At 66.6% G+C, this 18,657-nt stretch carries 23 protein-coding genes and 2 other RNA genes; 12 read left to right on the top strand and 13 right to left on the bottom strand.

The genetic code is table 11. The annotated features are described in order from the left end of the window. Nucleotides 1–260 precede the first annotated feature (260 nt). The 7 genes from AC1KVE_RS09670 to AC1KVE_RS09640 form a co-directional block, all read right to left on the bottom strand. A complete protein-coding gene (locus AC1KVE_RS09670; protein ID WP_039511551.1) occupies nucleotides 261–1,634 on the bottom strand; it encodes a virulence factor in 1,374 nt (457 codons plus the stop codon). A 69-nt stretch (nucleotides 1,635–1,703) separates the two neighbouring features. Next, nucleotides 1,704–1,886 carry an oxidoreductase-like domain-containing protein gene (locus tag AC1KVE_RS09665; RefSeq protein ID WP_024937992.1) on the bottom strand — a complete coding sequence of 61 codons (183 nt, stop codon included), beginning with the start codon at nucleotides 1,884–1,886 and terminating at the stop codon, nucleotides 1,704–1,706. A 62-nt stretch (nucleotides 1,887–1,948) separates the two neighbouring features. Then, a complete protein-coding gene (locus AC1KVE_RS09660; protein WP_024937993.1) occupies nucleotides 1,949–2,557 on the bottom strand; it encodes an HD domain-containing protein in 609 nt (202 codons plus the stop codon). 35 nt (nucleotides 2,558–2,592) lie between these two features. After that, complete coding sequence (locus AC1KVE_RS09655; RefSeq protein WP_184551576.1) at nucleotides 2,593–3,195, bottom strand: 2'-5' RNA ligase family protein; 603 nt, start codon at nucleotides 3,193–3,195, stop codon at nucleotides 2,593–2,595. A 255-nt stretch (nucleotides 3,196–3,450) separates the two neighbouring features. Continuing rightward, complete coding sequence (locus tag AC1KVE_RS09650) at nucleotides 3,451–3,906, bottom strand: PA2169 family four-helix-bundle protein (protein ID WP_024937995.1); 456 nt, start codon at nucleotides 3,904–3,906, stop codon at nucleotides 3,451–3,453. 225 nt (nucleotides 3,907–4,131) lie between these two features. Then, on the bottom strand, nucleotides 4,132–4,431 hold the full coding sequence (locus tag AC1KVE_RS09645; protein ID WP_226427157.1) for a hypothetical protein: 300 nt from the start codon (nucleotides 4,429–4,431) through the stop codon (nucleotides 4,132–4,134). Nucleotides 4,432–4,473: 42 nt separating this feature from the next. Further along, the gene (locus AC1KVE_RS09640) at nucleotides 4,474–5,682 is read right to left on the bottom strand and encodes an MFS transporter (protein WP_481092351.1); all 1,209 of its coding nucleotides are present in this window, start codon (nucleotides 5,680–5,682) and stop codon (nucleotides 4,474–4,476) included. Between the two features lie 246 nt (nucleotides 5,683–5,928). Between AC1KVE_RS09640 and AC1KVE_RS09635 the strand changes: the two genes are divergently transcribed. The 4 genes from AC1KVE_RS09635 to AC1KVE_RS09620 all read left to right on the top strand — a co-directional run bounded on the left by AC1KVE_RS09635 (nucleotide 5,929) and on the right by AC1KVE_RS09620 (nucleotide 9,614). Further along, nucleotides 5,929–7,023 (top strand): alkene reductase, encoded by a 1,095-nt coding sequence (locus AC1KVE_RS09635; protein ID WP_481092350.1) that lies wholly within the window; start codon nucleotides 5,929–5,931, stop codon nucleotides 7,021–7,023. Between the two features lie 61 nt (nucleotides 7,024–7,084). Beyond that, nucleotides 7,085–7,160, top strand: a non-coding RNA gene (locus tag AC1KVE_RS09630) — sX9 sRNA. A gap of 378 nt (nucleotides 7,161–7,538) precedes the next feature. After that, nucleotides 7,539–8,594: a L,D-transpeptidase gene (locus AC1KVE_RS09625; protein WP_104600832.1), complete on the top strand. Its 1,056-nt coding sequence runs from the start codon at nucleotides 7,539–7,541 to the stop codon at nucleotides 8,592–8,594. Between the two features lie 231 nt (nucleotides 8,595–8,825). Next, nucleotides 8,826–9,614, top strand: coding sequence for a hypothetical protein (locus AC1KVE_RS09620; RefSeq protein ID WP_225874152.1), 789 nt, complete (start codon nucleotides 8,826–8,828; stop codon nucleotides 9,612–9,614). Between the two features lie 117 nt (nucleotides 9,615–9,731). Here the strand turns inward: AC1KVE_RS09620 and AC1KVE_RS09615 are convergent, their stop codons facing one another. Continuing rightward, on the bottom strand, nucleotides 9,732–10,067 hold the full coding sequence (locus AC1KVE_RS09615; RefSeq protein WP_039520205.1) for a zinc ribbon domain-containing protein YjdM: 336 nt from the start codon (nucleotides 10,065–10,067) through the stop codon (nucleotides 9,732–9,734). A 115-nt stretch (nucleotides 10,068–10,182) separates the two neighbouring features. Between AC1KVE_RS09615 and AC1KVE_RS09610 the strand changes: the two genes are divergently transcribed. The 4 genes from AC1KVE_RS09610 (at nucleotide 10,183) to AC1KVE_RS09595 (ending at nucleotide 13,840) form a co-directional block, all read left to right on the top strand. After that, a complete protein-coding gene (locus AC1KVE_RS09610; RefSeq protein ID WP_374057847.1) occupies nucleotides 10,183–11,217 on the top strand; it encodes a cation diffusion facilitator family transporter in 1,035 nt (344 codons plus the stop codon). 273 nt (nucleotides 11,218–11,490) lie between these two features. After that, the gene (locus AC1KVE_RS09605; RefSeq protein WP_024938000.1) at nucleotides 11,491–11,964 is read left to right on the top strand and encodes an FKBP-type peptidyl-prolyl cis-trans isomerase; all 474 of its coding nucleotides are present in this window, start codon (nucleotides 11,491–11,493) and stop codon (nucleotides 11,962–11,964) included. A 124-nt stretch (nucleotides 11,965–12,088) separates the two neighbouring features. Beyond that, nucleotides 12,089–13,465: an Hsp70 family protein gene (locus AC1KVE_RS09600; RefSeq protein ID WP_481092349.1), complete on the top strand. Its 1,377-nt coding sequence runs from the start codon at nucleotides 12,089–12,091 to the stop codon at nucleotides 13,463–13,465. A gap of 189 nt (nucleotides 13,466–13,654) precedes the next feature. Then, complete coding sequence (locus AC1KVE_RS09595; protein ID WP_010366034.1) at nucleotides 13,655–13,840, top strand: hypothetical protein; 186 nt, start codon at nucleotides 13,655–13,657, stop codon at nucleotides 13,838–13,840. Nucleotides 13,841–13,926: 86 nt separating this feature from the next. Here the strand turns inward: AC1KVE_RS09595 and AC1KVE_RS09590 are convergent, their stop codons facing one another. Genes AC1KVE_RS09590 through AC1KVE_RS09580 form a run of 3 tightly spaced genes read right to left on the bottom strand, consistent with a single transcriptional unit; the run spans nucleotide 13,927 to nucleotide 15,940 of the window. Next, on the bottom strand, nucleotides 13,927–14,811 hold the full coding sequence (locus tag AC1KVE_RS09590; protein WP_481092348.1) for a DUF4097 family beta strand repeat-containing protein: 885 nt from the start codon (nucleotides 14,809–14,811) through the stop codon (nucleotides 13,927–13,929). Nucleotides 14,812–14,822: 11 nt separating this feature from the next. Beyond that, complete coding sequence (locus tag AC1KVE_RS09585) at nucleotides 14,823–15,356, bottom strand: hypothetical protein (RefSeq protein WP_481092347.1); 534 nt, start codon at nucleotides 15,354–15,356, stop codon at nucleotides 14,823–14,825. Continuing rightward, on the bottom strand, nucleotides 15,353–15,940 hold the full coding sequence (locus AC1KVE_RS09580; RefSeq protein WP_024938004.1) for an RNA polymerase sigma factor: 588 nt from the start codon (nucleotides 15,938–15,940) through the stop codon (nucleotides 15,353–15,355). The genes AC1KVE_RS09585 and AC1KVE_RS09580 overlap by 4 nt, the downstream gene beginning before the upstream one ends. 130 nt (nucleotides 15,941–16,070) lie before the next feature. Between AC1KVE_RS09580 and AC1KVE_RS09575 the strand changes: the two genes are divergently transcribed. The 3 genes from AC1KVE_RS09575 (at nucleotide 16,071) to AC1KVE_RS09565 (ending at nucleotide 17,344) form a co-directional block, all read left to right on the top strand. Further along, nucleotides 16,071–16,146, top strand: a non-coding RNA gene (locus AC1KVE_RS09575) — sX9 sRNA. 122 nt (nucleotides 16,147–16,268) lie between these two features. Beyond that, a complete protein-coding gene (locus tag AC1KVE_RS09570; protein WP_102581103.1) occupies nucleotides 16,269–16,517 on the top strand; it encodes a hypothetical protein in 249 nt (82 codons plus the stop codon). A gap of 233 nt (nucleotides 16,518–16,750) precedes the next feature. Continuing rightward, on the top strand, nucleotides 16,751–17,344 hold the full coding sequence (locus AC1KVE_RS09565; protein WP_054591675.1) for a mechanosensitive ion channel family protein: 594 nt from the start codon (nucleotides 16,751–16,753) through the stop codon (nucleotides 17,342–17,344). A 157-nt stretch (nucleotides 17,345–17,501) separates the two neighbouring features. On the opposite strand, the gene AC1KVE_RS09560 is transcribed toward AC1KVE_RS09565, so the two are convergent. Further along, the gene (locus AC1KVE_RS09560; protein WP_024938007.1) at nucleotides 17,502–17,768 is read right to left on the bottom strand and encodes a DksA/TraR family C4-type zinc finger protein; all 267 of its coding nucleotides are present in this window, start codon (nucleotides 17,766–17,768) and stop codon (nucleotides 17,502–17,504) included. A 131-nt stretch (nucleotides 17,769–17,899) separates the two neighbouring features. Here AC1KVE_RS09560 and AC1KVE_RS09555 point away from each other — a divergent pair, with 131 nt between their 5' ends. Then, the gene (locus AC1KVE_RS09555; RefSeq protein WP_016904102.1) at nucleotides 17,900–18,154 is read left to right on the top strand and encodes a DUF2789 domain-containing protein; all 255 of its coding nucleotides are present in this window, start codon (nucleotides 17,900–17,902) and stop codon (nucleotides 18,152–18,154) included. Nucleotides 18,155–18,327: 173 nt separating this feature from the next. On the opposite strand, the gene AC1KVE_RS09550 is transcribed toward AC1KVE_RS09555, so the two are convergent. Further along, the gene (locus AC1KVE_RS09550; protein WP_003489471.1) at nucleotides 18,328–18,501 is read right to left on the bottom strand and encodes a DUF1328 domain-containing protein; all 174 of its coding nucleotides are present in this window, start codon (nucleotides 18,499–18,501) and stop codon (nucleotides 18,328–18,330) included. Between the last annotated feature and the right edge of the window lie 156 nt (nucleotides 18,502–18,657).

Here is an 18,657-nt window from a genome sequence, read left to right as displayed (position 1 = left end):
TTCGGCCTGCTGCGGGCGCTTGCACGCGTACCGGCGTGGGACACGCCGCAAGTATGTCCATGTAGGCTCTGGCGCGGCATCCATGCCGCTCAAGGTCCCACACCGCCACCCGCGCAAGCACCACCGGTTGCTGTCGGTTACGGAAAGAAATGCAGGGGCCTGCTGGGCTGCAGGGGGGCCAAACCGAACGGTGACGACCGGGTTGTTGACCTGGTTCGGCCTGGAGTTGGACCGAACCAGGTCAGACATGCCGCGCTCGCTTACGGCTTCGACAGCGCGTGCAGCTGCTCCATGATCACCTTGGCCAGGGTCGCGTAATCGCCCTTGAAGTGGTGATCACCCGGCAGCGCGACCCGCTTGGCGGCCTGTGCCGGCAGGCTCGGGCAGAGCGCGTCCTGGTCGTCCTGGCCGTAGATGCACACGGTGGTGCCGGCGGGCAGACGCTGCACTTCCGGCGCGATCGGCAGGCCTTCGTCGTCCGAGCCCAGCCAGTTGCTGACGTGGAATTCGTAATCGGCCAGCTTGCCCACCGACAACAGCGCGGTCATGCGCAGGTTCTGCTTGGTCTGCGCCGGCAGCTTGTTGATCGCGGCCGGCAACACGTCCGCGCCCTGCGAGAAGCCGATCAGCACCACCCGCTGACGTTGCCAACGCTGCGCATAGAAACGCGCGATGCGATCCAGATCGGTGGCAAAGCCCTGCGGTGTGCGCTCGGTCCAGAAGTAACGCAGCGAATCCAGGCCGACCACCGGAATGCCCTGCGCGGCCAGGGCATCGGCAACCTCTTCGTCCAGACCTGCCCAGCCACCGTCGCCAGAGACGAAGATCACGAAGGTGTCGTCGTCGCTGTCGCCATCGGGCTTGGCCGGCAGCTCCACCACCGGCAGGTCTTCCAGCCCGCCCGGCGGTGGAGGCAGCGCCACGCCCTTCTGCTCGCCCAGCGAACGTGCCGCCGCGCGCAGGCCCGGCAGGATGTCGCCCTGCGCCGAACGCGTGAACGTGCGCGCCTGCGGCACCTGCTTGAGGAAGCCGTCTTCGGCCGCGGCCGGGCAACGCTTGTCCTGGCTGCCGGCAAGCACCCAGGGAATCTGCAACGGCACCGGCAGCAGGGTGTTGCTGCCCGGGCGCACCCCCGGCTGGCAGATCGCCTGATCGGACACCGTCGCCGGGCAGAGCCCGTCGGTCAGCACGCCGGCCAGCACGTGCGGCTTGGCTTGCGCCGCGATCGCATAGGCCAGCGCAGCCCCCTCGCCGTCGCCGACCAGCAGCGGCAGGCGGTAGGTGGGGATGTGGTAGAAGGCCTGCACGTAGCGCGAGAAATTTTCCACATCGCCGACCGAGAACGCGCAGGTACCGCCGGCCTTGCGCAGCACCGCATAAAGATGCGCGGTATCGACCATCGCCACCATCGCGCCATCGGCGCGCAGGCTTTCTGCCTGGGTCTGGCGCTTGACGTTGTTGCCGGTGCCGGTCAGCCAGATCACCACGCGCTGCGGCTCGCCCTTGGGCATCAGCACCGGCACCTGCTCGAAGCGGCCGTGGCTCACTGGCTGCGTGGTCTGCGCAGCCGCCATGCCCGATAGCGTCAACACCGCCGCGCCGCAGAGCGCGCTCCACATCTCAAGTCGTCGCATGTCGCACCATCGGGAAAAGTGGTTCAAAGATAATCGCTCCAGGCGGCCACGCGAAGCGCGGCGCTTCGCTTATCGCGCATGTGCTCGCTGGCGATCTTCCCAGGCGGCCAAGGCCTGCCGGTAGCGCGCCAGGTCGTCCGCGTACAGATCGTGCACGCACAGCGGGCAACCGCTTTCGCAGCACTCGTTGGGCGCAGGCGGCTCGGGTGGCTGCGGGCGTGGATCGTGATCGGAAGCTGCGCGGTCGTGCATGCGCGCATTGTAGCGTGCGCCGTGGCTGCGCCTGGATGAACCACGGCGCGCAGCGTGTCAGGTCAGCGCCCCAGTCGCCGGCGCAGATTGGCCCGCGCCGCGGCGTCGCAGCGCGCATGGAAGTAGTCGCTCAGGAAGATGCGCGGACGCTCGAGCAGGCCGGCCAGAAAGCGCCTGCGGTTGAGCCGGAACAGCAGGCTGGGGACATGCCCGCGGTACTCGGCGGCAATGCCCTCGTCATACGCATCGAACACCGCTGCCGGTGCGGCCAGGATCGCCATGTCGCAGTCCAGGAACAACGCCGCCTCGGCGTCCACATCCGCTGGCTGCAGTTGTCCGTGGCGTGCGGTGAGCAGAATCAGGCGCTGCACGCGCTGCAGATCCACCGATGCCTGCGGCCACCAGCGCGGGATGCAGTCCACCGCCCAGTTGGCGGATTCCGCCTCGTTGTCGCTGCGCCCGGGCTGATACACCGCATCGTGAAACAGTACCGCCAGCCAGACCTCGACCGGCTGCTGCCAACCCGGCCCGGCGGCGACCTCGGCGTAGTGCTGCAGCAGCGCACGCACATGGCCGAAGTGGTGATAGGCGCGCGGTGGCGTGGCATAGGCCTGTTCGAGCGCGGCCAGGTGCTCGGGCTGCAGTGGCAGTGGTGTGGTGGTGGCATCCATGCACGCAGGCTACCGCGTACGCATCTGCCTGCACATCAGCGCAGCGCCCACTGCCCTTCGATCTGGTAACGCGACTGGCCCAGAAAGCTGCGCACCAGCGCGAACTCGCGCACCGTCCACGCCAGCGCATCGCAGCGCCGTTGCGGCAATGACTGGTTGCAATACAGCAGCGTCATATGCGGCGTGTACTGCGCGTCGCCGGCAATGCCCGCATGCGCCAGCTGCCGGCCCAGCGCGCCCTGCAGTTCGTACAGCCCGCGCACCTTGTCTTCGCCACGTAGCACGCATGGCAGCTGCGAGCGCCGGCCGCCGAAGGTGCCGACCCGATCGAACTCCACCTCGAACGCATCCAGCACCACACGCTCGGCTGCATGACTGGCGCGGCTCACCAGCGAAGGCGGCAAGCCGCCCGCGTAATCGCCCAGATGATGCAGGGTCACATGCAAGCGCTCGCGCGCCAGCGGCTTGCCATCGACATGACCATTGTGCAGCAGCCCATCGGCGATCGCCGCAGCGCGTTGGGCGGTGGCCGCATCGGCCATCACCGCAAAGAACAGGCGCTCGGTGGTCTTCTCCTCACCAAGGCCAAGCGACAACTGCGCCTCGGCCGAGGACAGGTACAGGAACTGCTGTTGCATGGGCTGATTCCACGACCGCGTACGCGGACCTGCCGGAAGAAGGGCGGCGGATACTAGCAGACCAGATGCATGCGTGACACGCATTCAACGCCAATGCAAAAACGTGGAACGCGTGCAATGCGTGGAACAACAACCGCGCAGCACTGACCATGCGCGACACAAAAAGAAACGGGCAGCTTGCGCTGCCCGTTTCCGCCTTTATCGGTTCACTCCGCAAGCTGCATCACATGGATGCGCCTGGGTCGCGCACGCAGCTTATGCGGCGTTCTTCATCGCATGCTTGCGGTTACGCATCACGTCGTGACATGCACGCACTTCCGGCAGCAGACGCAGCGCGGCGTCGCGTGCGGCGGCCGGAGTATCCTGGTCGGCGATGGTCTCGTCGAACGCCTTCAGCAGGCGATCTTCGGACTCTTCCAGCTCGGCAACGTAGCCGTACTTGGTATCGCCCAGCGTGGCTCGCACCTTGCCGTAGAACTGCTGCATGCTGCCGACCATGGTGCCGCTGGTTTCCGGCTTGCCGCCGACCGATGCAACCACACTGCTCAGATTGCTGACGATGTCGGACTTCACACCGGCGATGCGGCGGAACAGCGTTGCAAGTTCCGCATCGCCCACCTTGGCAGCCGCTTCTTCGTAGAAGTCCTTGCCGTCACGGGAAATGGCGATGAGGTCGTTGAGGCTATGCTCGGTCTTGCTCTGAATGCTCATGTGTCGCTCCTGGTTGCGATGGGCCAGCGCTGCGCAAGTTGTGGATGCGTTTGCGCTGGCTTTCGTGGATGAGGCAATCGATGTGCTGATTGCATGCCTTGGCGTTGTGTACGGCCTTAGATTGGCGGGACACACATAATCGACATGTGAGTGATGTGGTGATTGTCCTCACGCGATCATGCAGGCAATGAATGGCGATTCATCGATGCCAAGAGCAGGTCAAATCTACCTTGGCTGCCGGCTCGCCCACATATTGTCAACCAGGTTGGGATAGGGGCGACCGGCCTCCTCGGCGCGCTGCTTGGCAGCGGCTTTTTGGCTTGCGGTCAGCGGCGTGGAGGCGGATTTACCCTTGGGCTTGCCGCGCTTCCAGGGCGGTGGCATGTGTTCGGTCATGGCGCTGTACGGTCCGCTTGCAGTGAAGCGTGCAGTCTCGACGTGCGCTCGTGAGTTGGCCGTGGATATGGCCTTGCGTCCTGCACGGACCAACGTCGCGGCCAGCACGCCATCTGCCAGCTCTGCCACTCATCACTCCAACTGCAGCAGGCAGTGCAGGCCGGCAGCGCCTCAGCAGCTCGCCAGCGGCGCGCGCTGGCGGCGCTCCTGCCAGACCGCTAGCGCATACACCAGCAAGCCGCCCAGCGCAGTGGCCGCGCCCACGTAGCCGGTCGAGGTCCAGCCCCACCCGGCGGTGATCGCCATGCCGCCCAGCCACGGGCCCAGCGCATTGGCGGTATTGAATGCGGCATGGTTGGATGCCGCTGCCAGGGTCTGCGCCTCCGCGGCCACATCCATCAGACGCGTCTGCAGTGCAGGTGCCAGTGCGCCCATGGTGCCGACCGCCACGATGGACACGAAGACCCACAGGCCCGACTGCGCAGCCAACGGAAAGGTCAGCATCACCACCACCGACCACACCAGCAATACCGGCACCGCGCGGAACTGCATGCGGTCGAACAGCCAGCCGCCCAGGATGCTGCCGAGCACGCCGCCGACCCCGAATGCCACCATCGCCAGCGGGATCCGCGCCGGCTCCACGCCGGTCACCGCGGTCAGGGTGGGCGCCAGATAACTGAAGACGCAGAACATGCCGGAAAAGCCCACCGCGCCGATCGCCAGGGCCAGCCATACCTGCGGCTGATTGAACGCGCGCAGCTCACGCAGCGGCTGTTGCCGCGGCTCGTCCGGCGCGGGCGGCAGGCGCGCCGCCACTGCCGCAACCGTGCACAGCGCAAGCACCGACACCGCCGCGTAGGCCCACCGCCAACTCACGATCTGGCCCAGCCAGGTCGCCAACGGATTGCCGACCAGCAAGGCAATGCTCAGGCCCAGCAACACCCGGCCCACCGCAGTGGCACGTTGGTTGGGCGGGCTGATCGACGCGGCCACCAGTGAAGCGACGCCGAAGTACGCGCCATGCGGCAAGCCGGCGATGAAACGGCACAGCAACATCGTGTGATAGCTCGGCGCCAAGGCGCTGGCCAGATTGCCCAGCGCGTAGAACACCATCAACAGCAGCAACAAGGTGCGCCGCGGCCAGCGCGCGCCAATGATCGCCAGCAACGGCGCACCGACCACCACACCCAGCGCATAGGCGCTGATCACGTGGCCGACCTGCGGTTCGCTGATCTGCAGGCCCTGCGCGATCTGGGTCATCAGGCCCATGGTGGAGAATTCGCTGATGCCGATCGCAAAGCCGCCCATCGCCAACGCAAACAGGATCAGCACGTAGTCGCGCCGTGATACGCGCGGCGTTGAAAGATCGGTATCGGACATGCCCGACTCCAGGATGACGGGGCAGCGTATTATTGTGCAACGCAGCAATCAACGAAAGCGCGGCGCCTGCTGCGATTCAGCGCCAGGCCCCGGCACGTCACAGTCTGGCCGCTCTCGACGCGCCAGGAGACGCAGTGTCCTATCGCTATCGCTCGAATCGGCGCTGCTCCGCCACCATCGCTAGGAGGCACTCGCGATCGGCGCGGTGTCGCGCCTGGCGCGTGATCCACACCCAATTGGTTGCTGATGTCCAAATCCACCGAGTCCCCGTTGTTTTCCGCCGTGCGCCTGGGCGCACTGGATCTTGCCAACCGCGTGATCATGGCGCCGCTGACGCGCAATCGCGCCGCCGCCGGGCAAGTGCCCTCGCCGCTCGCCGCCGAGTACTACGGCCAACGCGCCAGTGCCGGCCTGATCGTGGCCGAGGGCACGCAGATCAGCCCGCTGGGTCAGGGCTACCTGGATACGCCCGGCATCCATACCGCCGAGCAGGTCCAGGGCTGGCGTGCGGTCACCGATGAAGTGCATCGCCGTGGCGGCAAGATCGTGCTGCAGCTGTGGCATGTGGGCCGCGTCTCGCACACCAGCGTGCTGCCGCCGGGCGAATCGCCGGTGGCGCCCAGCGCCATCCGCGCCGAAGGCAAGACCTACACCAAGGACGGCTTCCAAGATGTCTCCGAGCCGCGCGCGCTGGCGCTGGACGAAATCCCCGCCCTGATCGAGGACTACCGCATCGCCGCGCGCAACGCCATCGATGCCGGCTTCGACGGCGTGGAAGTGCATGCGGCCAACGGCTACCTGCTCGATCAGTTCCTGCGTGACGGCTCCAACCAGCGCACCGACGCGTACGGCGGCGACATCGAAAATCGCACCCGCCTGCTGACCGAGGTGGTGCAGGCGATCGCCGACGAGATCGGCGCCGAACGCACCGGTGTGCGGCTGTCGCCGGTCACGCCGGTGTACGGCATGCACGACTCCGATCCGCAGCCGCTGTTCGAACGTGCGGTGGAGCGTCTCAACCTGATCGGCGGGCTGGCCTTCGTGCACGTGATCGAAGGCGCAACCGGCGGTGCGCGTGACAACGTCGCCTTCGACTATGCCGCGCTGCGCGCAAAGTTCGACGGCGCCTGGATCGCCAACAACAGCTACGACAAGGCGCTGTCCGACCACGCCATCAACAGCGGTTACGCCGATGCGATCGCCTTCGGCCGGCCGTTCATCGCCAACCCGGATCTGGTGCGTCGCCTGCACGAGAACGCCCCGCTGGCCGAGCTCGACCAGGCCACCCTGTACGGCGGCGGTGCCAAGGGCTACACCGACTACCCCGCCCTGCCGAACTGAGCGCGGCTGCAAAACGCCTGCGCTCACCGCCAGGCGGGCGCGACCGATGTCCGGAATCGGGATGTACCACGCGTACATTCCGGTTCCTGCGCGCCGTCCGCACCCACCTGACGCCTGCCAGCTCCGTTTTGTCAGCCGCACCAGGTCGGGCCGACACAGCGGCTGCGCTCGGCATCAAGCGAGCGCAGCTGCCGTATCGGATCGGCCGGCCCGCACGCGCACGTTGGACCTAAGCACGTCGCCGGCCTGGCGTCTCGTGCAAGCGCGATACGCATCCCTTGCCCGATCGCCGTCGCAATGCGGCGGCCCTCCTGCATCTACCAAGACAATCGTTGAACCGGCGCGCAAGGCCAGGCGCTTGTGCGTGTGTTGCGCCTTGGGCTCGGCAAATACGCAAATGCATACACAGCACGTCCCTCGCAATGCCGGGAGCTTCGCAACGTAGCCATCCCGGTAGCAACCACATGACGCGTACACCCTGCCCCGCTAGGATCGTGCCGACACTGCTCTCTGGAATGCCGATGCGGCCCCTGCTCACTGCCATTGTTTTTTGCACGCTGCTGGTCTGCGGGCCAGCGCTTGCGGTGCCGTTCTGGGGCGCGCGCCAGTCCAGCCCTGCCGAAACGGCGCCGGCCGACCTCAAGCCGGGCGAATGGATCTGGGGCGGCGTCAGCAAGGGCTGGGGGCCGATGGCGGTAATCGTCAGCCTCACCGAGCAACGCGCGTATGCGTATCGCAACGGCATCCTGATCGGCGTTTCCACTATCAGCTCCGGCAAGCCCGGGCATGAGACACCGACCGGTGTGTTCACCATCCTGCAGAAGGACAAGGACCACCGCTCCAACCTCTACAACGCCGCGCCCATGCCGTATCAGCAACGCCTGACCTGGGACGGCGTGGCCCTGCACGCAGGCGGCCTGCCCGGTTATCCGGAATCGCATGGCTGCGTGCATCTGCCGTCGGAATTCGCGCGACTGCTGTTCGACAATTCCAACATGGGCATGGTGGTGGTGGTCGCGCAGGCCGGCGTGGATGCGGACGCGGTGGTGCATCCCCGTGCGCTCAGCCCGATCGACCCGGCCACCGGTGCGCAGCGGGCATTGCTGCCGCTGCCCAACGGCCAGAGTTTTGCATGGCAGCCGGCGCTGGCACCCACCGGCCCGATCTCGATGCTGGTCAGCAGCAGCGATCAGCAACTGGTGGTGTATCGCAACGGCGTGGAAATCGGACGCGCGCAAGTGGCATTGCGCGCGCAGACCGGCGCCGCGCCGCTGGGCACGCAGGCGTTCATCGTCGGCCAGGGCTTCCTGCCTGGCGAAGTGCCCGGCTTGCCCGGTCAACGCATGCCCAACTGGATGCGCATCGGCATCCCGGGCAGCAGCGCCGCGGCAGGACAGGCCCTGGATGCCGACACCATCGCGCGGCTGCAGGTGCCGCCGGCATTCCTGGCCGGCCTGCTGCCGCTGCTGACACCTGGTGTGGTGCTGGTGGCCACCGACCAACGCATCCTTCCCGAAACCACCGGCGGCAAGCTGCAGGTGCTGGATTCGGACCCGCCCGAAGCACCCTGAGCACGAACAGCGCCGCGTCAACGCAGTGGCGAGTTGCAAGCTGCGCGTGAGGTCGTGCGCGCACATGCTTGCAGCCCGGCATCGGCATGCACTCGTATGCGCTGGCGGTGCCGAGCGCTGGCCGCCCGCCCGGCGTTGTTGAGCGCGCGACCCGACACGCGTTGCTGCGATTGTCAGCGCGACCTGCTTGGCAGATGATGCGGACATCCCTCATTGCCAAGGATGTGCGTGATGCGTTTACTCACTGCAGTTCTGCTCGGCAGCACGCTATTCGGTTACGCGTCCTCCACCGCAGCGGCCGAGCCGCTGCGCCCTGCCGCACCGAACGCCGAGTGCCTGGATGCGCGCAAGGTAACGGAGCTGCATCAAGCCGATCCGCGCACGCTGGCAGTGGCCGAACAGGGCGGGCGGCTGTTCCGCATCAGCCTGGCGCAGGACTGCCCGCAACTGGCCGCACAAGCCGATGCGAGCCTGCTGGCGGCGCACGGCTGGGTCTGCAACGGTGCGCCGGCATACGTGCGCTCGGGCCAGCAGCACTGCGCGGTCAGCCAGATCGCCACGTTGAATGCGCGCGAATACGCCAGTGCGGCACGGCAACGCGACAGCGGCATCCCGACCCTGGATGGGGTCAGCGTGCGCGAAGCGCGCCGGCGCAATTTCGCCGGTTCGTCCAGCTACTGCTTCAATCCCAGCATGCTGCGTTCGTGGTCGGAAGACGGCCAGGGCCTGGTGGTGGAAGTCTCGCCACGTCACCCCGGCACGCATCGCCACTACCGTGTCGAACTGATGGACAGCTGCCGAGAACTCAGCGGCGCGCCGCCGATCCGCTTCGTCTCCGGCATGGGCCTGAATGCGATCTGCGGCAATCCCGGCGACAAGGTCGATGTGCTCGACGAAATGGCGCTTGCCGGCGTGGCTGCCGGATCCGGCCAGCAGGGCGACCTCAGCACCACGCGTGGCGGCCTGGCCGCGCGGATGCGCCAGAGTTGCACGGTGGCGGCGGTGTATCCGCGCGATTGAGCGACCCGCAACGCAGGAGCGCGCTTGCACGCGATGAGGCGTTAGCGAGCATGCCTCATCGCGCGCAAACGCGCTCCTACACGCGCTGCAGGCTGTGCTGCTGGCTCCGCAACAGCCTCAGGCCTTGCGCAGGAAACAGGTCTTCAGCACCAGGCCCTTGATCTTTTCCGAATTGCCTTCGATGTGCTCGGCATCGTCTTCGACCAAGCGGATGTTGCGGATCAGCGTGCCCTGCTTGAGCGGAATCGACGAGCCCTTGACCTTCAGGTCCTTGATCACCGTCACCGTGTCGCCGGCCTGCAGCAGGTTGCCGTTGCTGTCGCGCACCACCGTCGCAGTCGCGGCGGACTCGCCCGCGCTCCATTCGAAGCCGCAGTCTGCGCAAATCAGCAACGCGCCATCGGCATAGGTATTGTCCAGGCCACATTGCGGGCAGGCGGGAACGGAAGACATGCGATTCCTAGGTTCAAAACGGGCGTGGATTGTAGCGCCCCGGCCGCGCGATCACGTCTCCGGCACGGCGCCGGCGCGATAGTGCGGCGCTTGTCGAATGCCCTGCAGGTCGCACGTGTCCAACCCATCGCTTCCCCAAGCCCCCGGCGCTGCGCCAGGATCCACCGCGCCTACGGCTGGCGAACCGGGCGCGGCAAAGAAAACCGGCTCGCATCTGGTCGTCTATGTCGCGCTGGCCGGCAACCTTGCCATCGCGATCGCAAAATTCATCGCCGCAGGCATTTCGGGCAGCTCGGCGATGCTCAGCGAAGGCGTGCACTCGCTGGTGGACACCGTCAACGAAGTGCTGCTGCTGTACGGCCTGCGCCGCGCCGCGCAGGCCCCCTCGCCGACCCATCCGTTCGGCTACGGGCGTGAGCTGTACTTCTGGAGTTTCATCGTCGCGCTGCTGGTCTTCGCGATGGGCGCAGGCGTGTCGCTGTACGAGGGCATCGTGCATCTGCGCAATCCCGAGCCGGCCAAGAGCCATCTGCTCGCTTACATCGTGCTCGGTGTGTCGATCGTGTTCGAAGGCATTTCCTGGGTGGTGGCGCTGCGCGAATTCCGCGCCAAGAAGGGCCGCATGGGCTATTTCCAGGCATTCCGGCAGAGCAAGGATCCCAGCACGTTCACCGTGCTGCTCGAAGATAGCGCCGCCTTGATCGGCCTGTTCATGGCGGTACTGGGCCTGGCCGGCGCGCAGCTGCTGGACATGCCCGAACTCGATGGCATCGCCTCGATCGGTATCGCCTGTGTGCTGGCCTTCACCGCATTCCTGTTGGCGCGCGAAACCAAGGGCCTGCTGATCGGCGAACCCGCGCATGCGCACGTCACCGAATCGCTGCTGCGCATTGCCGCCAGCGATGCGGATGTGCGCGCCGCCAACGGCGTATTGACCATGCAGATGGGCCCGAACCAGGTGGTCGCCGCGTTGAGCGCCGAGTTCGAAGACAGCCGCACCACGCCACAGATCGAAGCCTGCGTCGGGCGCATCGAAGCGGCCGCCAAGCGGCAGCACCCCGAGCTCACCGCGCTGTTCATCAAGCCGCAGACGCCGGAAACCTGGCACGCGCGCCGCGCCCAGATCGAACGTGGGGCCGAGAAGGATTAGCGCACGGCAGGCCGTGGAATGCGTGCATCGCCACGCGGCCAAACGCCGCACGTGACGCGCATCGATCGGCTCATCTTCGCACCGACGCATCGCGCAGGAAGCAGTTGCATCTCAGCGGTGACATCGTCACCACCAAGCTGATCCTCGCCCTAACCGCAGCCCCGGCTGCGGTTGCATCATCCGGGTCGATTGCCTACGGTAGGCGGGCACCACCTCTTGGCGTCGTGAGTCAGCCGACGCATCCCACTCGATCACAAGTCATGGAGGTTTCCGATGGAAATCAGCCAGGGTCGCGTTGCGACCATTCATTACACCCTCTCCGACGACAGCGGCCAAGTCCTGGACCGTTCGACGCCGGACGCGCCATTGAGCTATCTGCACGGCGCCGGCAACATCGTGCCCGGCCTGGAACACGCGCTGGACGGCAAGCGCGTCGGCGAGACACTAACCGCCGATGTCGTGCCCGAACAGGGCTATGGCCCGCGCCACGAGCAGTTGATCCAGCAGGTGCCGCGTGAGGCATTCCCGACCGATGTCGAGGTCGTGCCGGGTGTGCAGTTCGAGGCGCGCACCCAGCAGGGCCCGGTGCTGGTCACCGTCACCGAGGTGGGCCCGGAGCAGGTCACCGTCGACGGCAACCATCCGCTGGCCGGGCAGACCCTGCATTTCGCGGTCGAAGTCATCGAGGTGCGCGAAGCCACCACCGAAGAACTGAACGAAGGCCAGGTCGCCAGCGTCGCGGCCTGATTGGGTGCGCCGCGTGCCCGCGGGCATGCGGCAGTTCGGCTGCTGCGACGTCCGAACGCAGTGCGATGGGCGTCGCCGGCAGCAGAAGTAGTAAAGTGCGCGGCCCGCTCACAGGCCCGCTTGCATGAAACTCGGCATCGACTTCGGTACCAGCAACTCCGCCGCTGCGGCGATCGTCGATGGCCAGGTGGTACCGGTGCGCTTCGGCGAGGCCCTGCAGTTCCGCACCACGGTGTATTTCCCCGAGACCATGCGCGACCCGGACGATTTCAGCCTGACCCCGGCGCTGGAATACGAGGTCGAGCGGCTGATCGACTCCGGCCGTCGCGACGCCGCCGCGGCCGGCCGCACGTCCAGCACCGACAGCCTGCGCCGCGATGCGATCCGCATCGTGCGCCGCCAGTGGATGGAGGAGCAGGTGCGCGAGCCGCGCAGTTCCGCCGCCCTGCTGCAGAACGCGGTCTACGGCGACGACGCGCTGGATGCGTATTTCCTGGAAGGCGAAGGCAGCCTGGTGCAGAGCCCCAAATCGATGCTGGGCTACAACCTGCATCCGCGTGCGCGCCAGACCATCACCGGCATCGCCACGCACGTGCTGGAACACATCCGGCTCACCGCCTCGCGCCAGTTCGACATCAATATCCGCAGCGCCACGCTGGGCCGCCCAGTGCAGTTCCGCAGTTCCATCGGCGAGGCCGGCAACGCGCAGGCGCTGGAGATTCTGCAGACCGCCGCCATCGCGGCCGGCTTCGACAGCGTGGATTTCCTCGAAGAACCCGCAGCGGCCGCGATGCATTACCACGTCAGCCACGACAGCCGTCACGACACCGTGGTGGTGGACATCGGCGGCGGCACCACCGACATCGCCCATGCCAGCGTCGGCGGCAGCGCCGCGCCGCAGGTGCACCGCGCCTGGGGCATCGCGCGCGGCGGTACCGATATCGATCTGGCGCTGAGTCTGGCCGCCTACATGCCGCTGTTCGGCCGCGGCATCACCCGCGTGCCCACCCACCATTACGTGGAAGCGGCGATGGTGCAGGACATGACCCGCCAGCGCGAATTCCGCCTGCACAGGTACCAGGACGTCCCCGCCCCGTTCGACAAGCGCCTGCAGGCGCTGCAGGACACCGGCAACACCGCGCGCCTGTACCGCGGCGTGGAAGCCTGCAAGATCGCGCTCAGCGAGCGCGACCGGCACCAGGCCGGGCTGGACTTCATCGAACGCGGGCTGGAAGTAGAGGTGCAGGCCAGCGCGCTGGTTGCGTCCGCTTCCAGCTACCTGGGCGAACTGGAAGGCTTGCTTGCACAGGTCCGTACCGACCTGGACGCGCCGCCGGCCACGCTGTTCCTCACCGGCGGCATGTCGCGTGCCGGCTATATCCGCGACACGGTGGCTGCCGCGTTCCCGCAATCGCGCCTGGTGCAGGGAGATCCATCCTTCGGCGTGGTGCAGGGCCTGGCCTGGGCGGCGGCCCGCCAGGCCCGTCCGTCGGACGGTTAAGGCAACGCGGGCGCCCATCCGTTACAATGCACGGTTGCTGCATACCGCTTAGCCGGCTTGTCAGCAAGGCACGCTTGCCGTGCCGCCGCGATTGCGCACCGAACGCGACCGCACCTCTCGACACCGCTTCCGCGCGCGCCACCCTAGCCGCACGCGGTGTCATCGCACTTCCCCGCTACAGGAGGCCACATGGCACGTCCCGCGACCAAGCAGAAATCCCAGCCCAGCATCGCTCGCAGCGAAGGCAAGTCGCAGCCGCTCAGTCGTGAGCGTATCGCTGCCGACATCGCCGCGTTCCGCAAGACCGGCGGCCGGATCGAAGTGCTCACCACCAACTTCGGCCCTGCGCGTAACGATGGCGACAAGATCGCCTAAGCGTCACCCCCCGCAAGCCGAAGCGTTGTACCGACGTGCCACCGCAAGGTGGCACGTTCGTTTCCGGCCACAGTTGGCGCAGCCGCTCAGTTGCCGTAATCGATGCGCACCGAGCCGGAATGCGACTCGAGTTTGATGTCGCCATTGCCGGCCCCCAGCCGGGTTCTCAGGCTCTTGCCCGGGCCGTACTCCGGCCGCTCCACCTGCCCGGCCACCGAACGGATGTCGCCGCTGAACACCTCCACCTGCAGCGCTGCCGACACGTTGCGCGGCACACCCAGGCTGATCGTGCCACTGACGCTCTCCGCAGCGATGCTGCCGCCCGGCGCCAGACCGGTCACCGTCAGCGCCGTCGCGCCGGACACGCTCTCGGCGCGCAGCTGCGACACCTGCCCCGCGCCGACCCGGATCTGGCCGGAAACGGACTCGACCGACACTACGCCGCTGGCGCCGGCCGGCGCATCGATCTGCCCGCTGACCGTGCCCAGGCTCAGCCGTGCGCTGGCCACCGTGCTGCGCAGTGCGCCGCTGACGGTTTCCAGTTGCGCTTCCCTGGCGCGTCCGGCTGCGACCACGTTGCCGCTGACCGACTTGAGCTGCAACCTCGCCAGATCGACCTGATCGACATCCACCGAGGCACTCACCGCCTCCACCTCCAGCAGCGCCGCGCGCGGAACCTGCAGCTCCAGTTGGGCCCCCCTGCTGTTGCGGTTGTTACGCGGGTAGATCACCTCGAACTGCAGCCGGTCCGGGCTTTCATCCACCTCCAGGCGCTGCCCTTCGCCCAGGGTGCCGGTCAGCGCCACGTCGTCGCGGTCCCAGCCGCGCACGCGGATCTGCCCGGCGATGTTGTCCAGCTCCACGCGCCCGCCGCGCGTCAGCGGATGGCTCTGCTTCACGGTGGTCTGCGCTGCCGCCGGCAGTGCGCAAAACGCAAGCAGCAGCAACACGGATAGATGGGCGTAACGCATGGGCATGCTCCTCAGCTTGGAAAGGACGTCTCGCCCTGCGCGGCAAGACGGGTCAGTTGCAGGCGCTTGGCATAGGTGCGTTGCAGCTGCGATAACAGGAATGCAGAGCGTGGACTCTGCGCGATGGCGTGGTGGATGGCCTGTGCACTCTGGTCCAGCTCGGCCAGCGCCGGGCGCAGATCGGCCGGCACCTGCTGCACCGACACTGCATCGATGGCCTGCTGGTACTGCCCGGCCATTGCCTGTGCCTGCGCCACCAGGCCAGGGCGCGCCGACGCTGGCGCTGGCGCCTGCGTCGAGCGATCGAGTCCTGGCACGATTGCCACCACGGCCAGCGCAGCAGCAAGCGCCACACCGAACGCGGGCCAGGCCCAGGCACGCTGGCGGCGCGGCTGCAGCGCAACCACGTTGGCGTGCGGCGTCAGTGCGGGCGCGATGCGCTCCCAGAGCTGTGCCGGTGGCTGACGTTGTTGCGGCAACGCACGCAGACGCGCGGACAACGCGGCGTCATCGGTTGCGTGCGGATCAAGCGGATCGTGATTCATGCAATGTCTCCCAGCCGCACGCGCAGCAGGCCGCGCGCGCGATGCAGTTGCGCCTTGGAACTGCCGACCGCCATCTGCAGTTCGTCGGCAATTTCCTGATGTTTCCAGCCTTCGATGTCGTGCAACACCAGTACCGCGCGTGCACGCGGCGGTAGCGTCTCCAGCGCGCGCTCCAGATCCATCTGGGTGGCCTGGCAGGCTGCGACACCTGGAATGGCAGCGAGGATCTCGCCATCGGCATCGTCCACCATCTGATCGCCCGCAGCCGAACGCGCACGCAGCTCCATCAGGGCCGTATTGACGGCCAGCCGGTGCAGCCAGGTGCCCAGCGCGCTCTGGAAGCGGAATTGCGGCAAGGCCTTCCACGCGGCAATGAAGGTCTCCTGCAGCACATCGTCGGCACGTGCCGCATTACCCCCGCAAAGCCGCCACACCACCGCATACAGGCGCGGCGCATGACGGCGGTAGATGGCCTCGTAGGCGGTGCGATCGCCGCCTGCAGCGGCACGCGCCAGCGCCGCGTCATCGCGTCCGGCCGGACCGTCACAAGCTGAGGCATCGATGGGCATGGAGGTGTCGAGCATATCCACTTCGATGCGCCGGGCAGCACAAAGGTTTAAACCGCGCCCAGGTTTTTTCGAGCACGGTTCCAGTCGCGACCGACCAGCCTACTGCGCCGCCGCCCGGCGGGCGCGGCCGGTGGTCGGAATCGGCATGGCCCCGTCGTGCCACTTCGGTTCAGAGCGTGCCGTCCTTACCCACCTGACGACTGCTCGCTTCCTTTTTTGCCGTTCTAAACCCTTTCGCCGTTCGCCGCATCCAAGCCTGCGATGGCGCAATCCTGCGCCGCATCGTTTGCCGGGAGCACGGCCATTGGCCGCTCCAGGCGCAGCCCCCTGATCGGACGTTGCCATGCCGCATGTTCTCGGAATCCTGCTGAGCCTGTGCTCCACCCAGTGCCCAGCCCCGCTGCCGATGGATGCAGTGCAGCTCACGTTGACGCCTGCGCGCCTGCAGGCCTGCCTGCTGCACCTGCCGTCGACGCGGCTGTCATGCATCGAGCTGAGTTCACCGGCGCACTGGTTGCCGGTGCGCGGCGCCGAGCAGCTGTGGCGGCGCGTTGTCGCGTTGTCCGCGCATGGCGGCAGTTCAACGCGTTGACCGGTTGCAGCGTCATCGTGGCGTTCGGTCGCTGCTGCATCGCCGTGTTGGCCTCCATCGATGCGCATGGCAGCGAACGCCCCGGCCACGTACAGCTGAGATGCGGCACTCCATCGCAGCATCCTTGACTCAAGCTCGCTGCCGCCACCGCTGAGCGCGCGTTCACCCCGCGCACCGGCTGCGCAATGACGCCCCCGTTACAATGGGCGTTCTCTGTGAACCTGCACGATCCGATGTCCGCGTCCGACGCTTTGCCCACCATGATCCGTAGCCTGCTGCCGCACTGGAATCCGCAGTGGCTGACCGTGGCAGTGCTGACGGTCCAGATCGTGCTGATCCTCGCCGTTGCCGCGCTGGTTCGGTTACTGCTGCGGCAAGTGCTACGCCGCCTGTGTACGCGCTACAGCCTGCCGGCGGAAATGATGATCGGTATCCGTCGCGTGGGCAGCTTCGTCATCTCCGTCACTGCGGTGCTGACGGTACTGAACGTGCTGGGCGTATCCAGCGGCACCTTGTGGACCGCGTTCACCGGATTCGCGGCGGTCGGTGCCGTGGCGTTCTTCGCGGCATGGAGCGTGCTGTCCAATATCTTCTGCACCTTCCTGATCATCACCACGCGCCCGTTCCGCCTGCACGACCACATCGAGCTGCTGGAAGGCGGCGACAAGCCCGGCCTGAAGGGCCGGGTGATCGACATCAACGTCATTTACACGACCCTGGAAGAAACCGGCGACCACGCCGGCAGCGTACTGCAGGTTCCCAACAGCCTGTTCTTCCAGCGCACCACGCGCCGTTGGCGCGAGACCAGCCACTTCAACGCCAACTGAGGGCGGTGGACAAGACGTCATCAGCCGTTATCGGGTGACTCGGTCGGCGCGTCGCAAGGACACGACGTGCGAATGTCGCATGTAAATCAAAGCGATGGCCGCAGCCGCTTTACGGCAAGCGGAGTCGTTTGCCGGTTGCCCTGAAGACACGTGGCAATCAACGCAGCTGGCTGTCCTTGCTGCCCCGACGGTTGTAGCCGCCTTGCGCCGCCTGCTCCTGGTCGTGCGCCTGCTGACAGTTCACGCACAGGTGCACGCCCGGCACTGCCTTGCGGCGCGCCTCGGGGATGGGTGCATCGCACTCCTCGCAGTGAGTCAGGCTCGGACCCTGATGCAGCTGGCTCCGCGCGCGCTTGATCGCATCCTCGACGGTCGCATCGATCTGGTCCTGCACCGCCCCATCACCTGCCCATCCGGTCGCCATGTTCGCCTCGGCTTGTCTGCTCAGAACTCAAATATGGGCATGAGCCCGGGCAAATCCAAGCCGGACGTGCACAGCGCGCTCAAATCAGGTGCTTTAGCATCCGCCCATTCGCACTCTTCGAGGAAGTCGCAATGGAACAACACGTCCACCCGTTCTCCGAATTATTCGCCCAGTTGGGCCTGCCGTCGGATGAGGTCAGCATCCGCAGCTTCATCGACGAACACTCTCCGCTGCCAGGCGACATGCGCCTGGAGGAAGCGCCCTTCTGGACACCGGCGCAGGCGCAGCTGCTGCGTGAAGAGCGCCTCGACGATGCCGACTGGATCGTGACCATCGACCAACTCAACATCGCCCTGCACACCACTGCCGACGACACCGGCGTCTGATCCGCGCAAGAGCGCGGCGAGTGTCCTGCGCTAGACCTCGCTCGCGGCCGGCTTGTCGTTTTGTTGGTTGATTAGCTTGCAGGAATAAAAAAAGGAGCGGCCACTGGCCGCTCCTTTGCACTCCGGGCGATGTAGCCGGCATGCGAACCGCATACCGATGCACGCCTCGGGCGTCAGGTCACCTTTTTGGCGATCGTCATGCCGAGCACGAACAGCACGATGGCGATGATGATGCCGGCCCAGAACAGGAACTTGGCAATCCCCATTGCAGCGCCCGCCATGCCGCCAAACCCGAGTGCACCGGCAATCAGTCCGATGATGGCGAAAATAATGGCCCACTTGATCATGTTTGTTGTCTCCTCATCCGGCACGGTGCCGTGTTCAGTCGTGTGCTTGCGCAGTCGTGCCGCAAAACATGCGCTGCACGCTACGCATCCGGATGTGCCGCATTCGTGAATACGCCTGACACATGACGCCACATTCGCGGGTGCAGATTCGCCAGC

The organism is Xanthomonas sp. NCPPB 2864, assembly GCF_056675615.1.
The sequence above is the reverse complement of the archived record's forward strand: the minus strand, read 5'-3'. Positions and strand labels throughout refer to the sequence as shown.

What these genes read in the sequence shown, in the direction of transcription:
- AC1KVE_RS09635 (WP_481092350.1), top strand. Translation starts at nt 5,929, where the DNA reads ATGTCCAAATCCACCGAGTCCCCGTTGTTTTCCGCCGTGCGCCTGGGC.
- AC1KVE_RS09655 (WP_184551576.1), bottom strand. Translation starts at nt 3,195, where the DNA reads ATGCAACAGCAGTTCCTGTACCTGTCCTCGGCCGAGGCGCAGTTGTCG.
- AC1KVE_RS09590 (WP_481092348.1), bottom strand. Translation starts at nt 14,811, where the DNA reads ATGCGTTACGCCCATCTATCCGTGTTGCTGCTGCTTGCGTTTTGCGCA.
- AC1KVE_RS09615 (WP_039520205.1), bottom strand. Translation starts at nt 10,067, where the DNA reads ATGTCTTCCGTTCCCGCCTGCCCGCAATGTGGCCTGGACAATACCTAT.
- AC1KVE_RS09650 (WP_024937995.1), bottom strand. Translation starts at nt 3,906, where the DNA reads ATGAGCATTCAGAGCAAGACCGAGCATAGCCTCAACGACCTCATCGCC.
- AC1KVE_RS09550 (WP_003489471.1), bottom strand. Translation starts at nt 18,501, where the DNA reads ATGATCAAGTGGGCCATTATTTTCGCCATCATCGGACTGATTGCCGGT.
- AC1KVE_RS09660 (WP_024937993.1), bottom strand. Translation starts at nt 2,557, where the DNA reads ATGGATGCCACCACCACACCACTGCCACTGCAGCCCGAGCACCTGGCC.
- AC1KVE_RS09570 (WP_102581103.1), top strand. Translation starts at nt 16,269, where the DNA reads ATGCCGCATGTTCTCGGAATCCTGCTGAGCCTGTGCTCCACCCAGTGC.
- AC1KVE_RS09670 (WP_039511551.1), bottom strand. Translation starts at nt 1,634, where the DNA reads ATGCGACGACTTGAGATGTGGAGCGCGCTCTGCGGCGCGGCGGTGTTG.
- AC1KVE_RS09560 (WP_024938007.1), bottom strand. Translation starts at nt 17,768, where the DNA reads ATGGCGACCGGATGGGCAGGTGATGGGGCGGTGCAGGACCAGATCGAT.
- AC1KVE_RS09585 (WP_481092347.1), bottom strand. Translation starts at nt 15,356, where the DNA reads ATGAATCACGATCCGCTTGATCCGCACGCAACCGATGACGCCGCGTTG.
- AC1KVE_RS09565 (WP_054591675.1), top strand. Translation starts at nt 16,751, where the DNA reads ATGTCCGCGTCCGACGCTTTGCCCACCATGATCCGTAGCCTGCTGCCG.
- AC1KVE_RS09595 (WP_010366034.1), top strand. Translation starts at nt 13,655, where the DNA reads ATGGCACGTCCCGCGACCAAGCAGAAATCCCAGCCCAGCATCGCTCGC.
- AC1KVE_RS09665 (WP_024937992.1), bottom strand. Translation starts at nt 1,886, where the DNA reads ATGCACGACCGCGCAGCTTCCGATCACGATCCACGCCCGCAGCCACCC.
- AC1KVE_RS09580 (WP_024938004.1), bottom strand. Translation starts at nt 15,940, where the DNA reads ATGCTCGACACCTCCATGCCCATCGATGCCTCAGCTTGTGACGGTCCG.
- AC1KVE_RS09605 (WP_024938000.1), top strand. Translation starts at nt 11,491, where the DNA reads ATGGAAATCAGCCAGGGTCGCGTTGCGACCATTCATTACACCCTCTCC.
- AC1KVE_RS09620 (WP_225874152.1), top strand. Translation starts at nt 8,826, where the DNA reads ATGCGTTTACTCACTGCAGTTCTGCTCGGCAGCACGCTATTCGGTTAC.
- AC1KVE_RS09600 (WP_481092349.1), top strand. Translation starts at nt 12,089, where the DNA reads ATGAAACTCGGCATCGACTTCGGTACCAGCAACTCCGCCGCTGCGGCG.
- AC1KVE_RS09625 (WP_104600832.1), top strand. Translation starts at nt 7,539, where the DNA reads ATGCCGATGCGGCCCCTGCTCACTGCCATTGTTTTTTGCACGCTGCTG.
- AC1KVE_RS09640 (WP_481092351.1), bottom strand. Translation starts at nt 5,682, where the DNA reads ATGTCCGATACCGATCTTTCAACGCCGCGCGTATCACGGCGCGACTAC.
- AC1KVE_RS09555 (WP_016904102.1), top strand. Translation starts at nt 17,900, where the DNA reads ATGGAACAACACGTCCACCCGTTCTCCGAATTATTCGCCCAGTTGGGC.